5 protein-coding genes are annotated in these 5044 nt (G+C 38.0%); all 5 read right to left on the minus strand.

Annotation, left to right across the window (positions count from 1 at the left end; all coding sequences use genetic code 11):
• Nucleotides 1-29: 29 nt before the first annotated feature.
• Nucleotides 30-1088 (minus strand): aspartate-semialdehyde dehydrogenase, encoded by a 1059-nt coding sequence (locus HMPREF0518_RS04935; RefSeq protein WP_003626722.1) that lies wholly within the window; start codon nt 1086-1088, stop codon nt 30-32.
• A gap of 11 nt (nt 1089-1099) precedes the next feature.
• Complete coding sequence (locus HMPREF0518_RS04940; protein WP_003626723.1) at nt 1100-2266, minus strand: aminotransferase class I/II-fold pyridoxal phosphate-dependent enzyme; 1167 nt, start codon at nt 2264-2266, stop codon at nt 1100-1102.
• A gap of 20 nt (nt 2267-2286) precedes the next feature.
• The gene (gene dapB / locus HMPREF0518_RS04945; protein WP_003626724.1) at nt 2287-3066 is read right to left on the minus strand and encodes a 4-hydroxy-tetrahydrodipicolinate reductase; all 780 of its coding nucleotides are present in this window, start codon (nt 3064-3066) and stop codon (nt 2287-2289) included.
• The gene (dapA, locus tag HMPREF0518_RS04950) at nt 3059-3994 is read right to left on the minus strand and encodes a 4-hydroxy-tetrahydrodipicolinate synthase (protein WP_003626725.1); all 936 of its coding nucleotides are present in this window, start codon (nt 3992-3994) and stop codon (nt 3059-3061) included. The genes dapB and dapA overlap by 8 nt, the downstream gene beginning before the upstream one ends.
• 1 nt (nt 3995) lies before the next feature.
• A partial coding sequence (locus tag HMPREF0518_RS04955) for an N-acetyldiaminopimelate deacetylase (protein WP_003626727.1) occupies nt 3996-5044 on the minus strand: 1049 nt, incomplete at its 5' end.

Consider the following 5044-nt stretch of genomic DNA (forward strand, 5'->3'; position numbering starts at 1 on the left):
GACAATATTTGTGCTTTTTCTTTTTAGTTTTAGATCAAATTCATTTTTACTAAGTATTCAGCATTTTCAACAGTGTTCCAAGCTGCACCCTTTAAGAGGTTATCAGCTACGATCCACATATTGAAGGCACCTGGATTTTCATAGTCAGGACGAATGCGACCAACAAAAGTTTCGCGCTTGCCAGCTGCATTGATTGGTTGAGGATAAATTTGGTGCTTAATGTCGTCTTCAAGAACTACGCCTGGAAAGTTAGCAACTGCATCCATAATATCTTGAGTCGTTGCACTTTCATCTTCAACAGTGAAGTAAACACTTTCGCCGTGTGCAATTGGAACAGGAACTCTAACACAAGTTGCGGTTACTTTAATATCTTTAGCATTCATGTCGTTTAACATGATCTTCTTAGTTTCATGAATCATTTTCCATTCTTCATGAGAATAGCCAGAATCTTCTAAAACATCAATTTGTGGTAAGAGGTTAAATGCTAATGGATAATGCTTCTTATCCCCTTTAGTTGGCAAAATTTGTGCATCTGCTTGCATATCTTTACCATCTAAATAATCTTGGGCTTCTTTTTTTAACTCATCAATTGCAACTTGACCCGCACCTGAAGCGGCTTGATAAGTTGAAACGATAATTTGCTTTAAACCAAACTTTCTTCTAATTGGTTCTAAGGCCATTACCATTTGAATGGTTGAACAATTTGGATTGGCAATAATACCGTGATGGTCCTTCAAAGCATCTGAATTTACTTCTGGAACAACCAATGGAACGTCTGGCTCCATTCTGAAGGCACTAGTATTATCTACACAAACTGCGCCACGTTTAACAGCCTCTGGTAAAAATTTCTTTGATACGGCACCACCAGCTGATGAAAGAACTAGATCAACGCCATCAAAAGATTCCGGTGTAGTTTCTTCAACTACCAAGTCTTGATTTCTAAATTTTAATACCATGCCAGCTGAACGTGATGAGGCTAACAACTTCACGCTTTTTACTGGAATAGTTGACTTAGCCAATTGATCAATCATTCTTCTACCAACGGCACCTGTAGCACCTAAAATTGCAACATTATATTCTCTTACCATTCTTATTCAACCTATTGTAAAAAATCATTCATTCTCTTCATTGCTTCACGTAAATTATCATCGCTAGATGCATATGACAATCTTACATATCCTTCGCCGCCTGGACCAAAGGCGCTACCGGGAGTCACGCCAACTTTAGCCTTAAAGGCTAAGTCCAATGCAAACTGCATATCATCTTCACCATATTGAGCGGGGATTTTTGCAAAAATATAGAAAGCTCCCTCAGGCTTGACTGCCTGCATCCCCATTTCACTTAATTTCTCTAAAACAAAATCTCTTCGTTTTTGGTAAACTTTACGATATTCTGCTGCATCATTTAATCCATTTTCTAACGCTTCGATAGCCGCAGCTTGCGATGAATCAGTTGTCGTCGTCACCATTAAGCCATGCACCTTACCAATTTGTTCCATAATTTTAGCAGGACCTGCAATATAGCCCAGACGATAACCAGTCATTGCATGAGACTTTGATAAACCTGAAATATAAATTGCTCGATCAGGAATCAAACTAGCAATAGAATGATGTTCAACACCATAAATCAAAGTACTATAGATTTCATCAGTGATAACGTACAAATGATTTTCTGCAATTACTTTGGCTAAGGCCTTAATTTCATCCTCTGTATATTCCACGCCTGTTGGGTTAGTGGGATAATTCAAAATTACTGCTTTAATTGTAGGATTTTCTTTAATAGTTTCAGTCAATTTCTGCGGTGTTAATTTGAAATTATCTTCAGTAGTATTAATCAACACATAACTGGCATCGGCTAAGGTAGCAGCCGGCCAATATAATGAGAAAACTGGCGTTGGAATAGCTACTTTATCACCAGGATTAGTAATAGCAAAAAGTGCAGCATTAATCGCTTCAGTGGCACCAACGGTTACTACAACTTCTGTTTCTGGGTCATATTTAACACCGATAGTCTTATTGAGATAGTTGCTAATGGCTTTTCTTAACTCCAGCTTACCTTTTTGAGGAGCATAGTGAGAATCATTATTTTGAATACTTTTAATTGCAGCTTCTTTAACGTGCTCAGGCGTATTCATATCAGGTTCACCTAAAGTTAGTTTGATGATTCCTGGAATGGTTGAGACTTTATTATCAAAAATTCTAATTCCAGAAGCTCTGACATTTTGTACTTTTTGGCTAAAACCCAAATCATTAGCTAATTCTAGCATAGTTTTTCCTCCCTTTATCTTTAAAGGATATTTTCTAATCCAATTACCAATTCATCTAATTGGTCAACTTTTTCTAAGGCTACTTTTACTCCGTTCATAAATGAGCCACGATCAAATGAATCTTGGCGAATGGTCAAGGCCTCACCTGATCCTCCAAATAATACTTGTTCATGTGCAATATAGCAAGGTAGACGCACTGAATGAATCTTAATTCCTTGATAATCTCCACCGCGAACATTCTTCAAAGTTTCTACCTCATCTGGCGCTGTTTGATGTTCAGGGCGATTTTCTGCAATCATCTTAGCAGTAGCCAAGGCAGTGCCTGATGGAGCGTCTTTCTTATCTGCGTGGTGCATTTCAATAATTTCAACATCTGGGAAGTATTTAGCAGCTTCTTTAGCAAATTTCATCAATAAAACTGCAGACATCCCAAAATTAGGAGCAATTAAGCCACCTACTTTTTCTTTTTTGGAAAGCACAATTAATTCTGCTTCTTGTTCATCACTCATCCCGGTAGTTCCTACTACTGGCCTAATATGGTGTTGCAAGGCAAATTTTACGTTTTCGTATACTGCCTTAGGAGTGGTAAAGTCGATCCAAAAATCTGCTAAGTTATCAGGAATTTCTGTTAAATTCTTAAAAATTTTAGCACTTGCAGGCAAATGATATTGCTCAGGATTATCTTCTGCAATTGGAGAAAGTCCAGCAACTACTTCAAAACCTGGCATATTGTTAACTAAATTAACAGCCTTTTGTCCCATTGCACCCATAAAACCAGCAACTAATACTTTTTTAGTCATTTTCAAGATCCTTTCCTAAATCTAATGGCAATTTTTGCAATAAAGCATTATCTTCTAAGCCTAAATGTTGAGCCAGGGTTACTTTTTCTTCATCATTCAAGGCGACTAAGGGCAAGCGACAATCTCCGGTTTCAAAGCCTTGTGCATTTAAAACTGCCTTTACTGGTGATGGAGATGGATACATGAATAGGGCTTGCATTCTAGGTGTCAACCAACGTTGAATTTTAGCTGCCTCAGGATATTTTCCTTCATATAAAGCATCGTACGTTCTACGCATTTCTTTGGTATAGATATGAGAAGCTACGGAAACAACCCCATTTGCTCCAAGCAATCTTGCGGTTAAAGCTTGGGTATCTTCTCCGGTAAAGACCTGGAAACCTGCAGCCTTGTGATCAATGATATATTCCATCTCTTCAAGAGATGCACATTGTTTAATTCCTTTAATATTATCTAATTGAGATAGTTGAACAACAGTCTCCTTTTCCATCCTGACCCCAGTTCTGCCTGGAATATTGTAGATTAAAAATGGCATCTTAACGTTGTCGTTCACTGCAGTAAAGTGCGCAACCATGCTGCGTTGATTTGGCTTATTATATGGCGGTACAACGACTAAGGCGTAATCAATACCGTCAATTTCTGCCACTTCATTGGTAAACTTAATAGTTTCAGCAGTATTGTTGCTGCCAGTTCCAGCAATTACAACAGCGCGGCCATTAACGATTTGACCAAACTGCTTGTAGAGTTCAATTTTTTCATCATGAGTCAAAGTTGGTGTTTCACCAGTTGTGCCACCAATTACAAAACCGTTGCATCCCTGATCAATTAAATAATTCGTTAATTTCTTTAAACTATCAAAATCAATCTTTTTATTCTCATCAAATGGCGTCACAATTGCCGTCAATAAATCTGCATCAATTAATGTAGCCATATTAAATCCCCATTCTATTGATTAAAAATCCCTTAATCGCGTTAACTCCACGAATAATACTTTTTTCGTCTGGATTCAAATTTGCCGAATGCAATTGTGAATCTGGATCACCAACACCTAACCAGAACATAGTTCCTGGAAACTTAGCAAGTAAAAAGCCGAAATCTTCTCCCGTCATTTTTGGCTTAGTTTCAACAAAATCGACTTCAGGATTATTCTTAATATAACTAATGAAGTTTTTAGTTAACTCTGGATTATTTTCTACCGGCCAATAACCGCCTTGATTTAATTCCAGATTTACTTTCATGTTGTAGCTACGAGCTATGCCTTCACATAAATCTTGCAAACGCTGATCAATTTGCAAAATCATTTTTTGCGTCAAGCCTCGAATTGTTCCTTCAATCCGTGTTTGCCCAGCGATCACATTTCTAATAGTTCCAGCTCTGACCTTACCTAAAGTGATCACACCACTTTGAATTGGATCAATACTTCGTGAAATTACCGTTTGAATCTGCATGATTAAACTCGCAGCAGCCACCACAGTGTCATTAGCATTTTGCGGAAAAGCTGCATGTCCACCCTTACCAATCAAGTCAATGTTGACCTCAGTGGTTCCAGCAAATAGTGTACCTTCACGACAGCCAATGGCTCCGGCAGGCAATTCAGGATTGTCATGCAAGCCATAGAATTCATCAGGTTTAAACTTTCCTTCAAAGATTCCATCTTCATATGCTTTTTTACCGCCGCTTTCGCTTTCTTCAGCTGGCTGGAAAAAGAACAACAGATTATCCTTAGGCTGATTTTCACTAAAATAGCTAAGCAGCCCTAATGCAATACTCATATGAATATCATGGCCACAAGCATGCATCATTCCGGGATGCGTTGATGAAAAAGGCAAATTAGTTTTTTCTTCTACCGGCAACGCATCAATATCAGTCCGATAGCCAATTGTTCTTTGCGGATTGCTTCCTTTAATTAGTACTAAAATTGCGGTCGGCAATTCTTCAGGAACCTTTATAGTTAAAAACTCTAAATTAAATCCCTTAATTA

Origin of the sequence: Lactobacillus helveticus DSM 20075 = CGMCC 1.1877 (assembly GCF_000160855.1) — a bacterium.
Classification (GTDB): Bacteria; Bacillota; Bacilli; order Lactobacillales; family Lactobacillaceae; genus Lactobacillus; species Lactobacillus helveticus.

What these genes read in the sequence shown, in the direction of transcription:
- dapB (WP_003626724.1), bottom strand. Translation starts at nt 3,066, where the DNA reads ATGACTAAAAAAGTATTAGTTGCTGGTTTTATGGGTGCAATGGGACAA.
- HMPREF0518_RS04940 (WP_003626723.1), bottom strand. Translation starts at nt 2,266, where the DNA reads ATGCTAGAATTAGCTAATGATTTGGGTTTTAGCCAAAAAGTACAAAAT.
- HMPREF0518_RS04935 (WP_003626722.1), bottom strand. Translation starts at nt 1,088, where the DNA reads ATGGTAAGAGAATATAATGTTGCAATTTTAGGTGCTACAGGTGCCGTT.
- dapA (WP_003626725.1), bottom strand. Translation starts at nt 3,994, where the DNA reads ATGGCTACATTAATTGATGCAGATTTATTGACGGCAATTGTGACGCCA.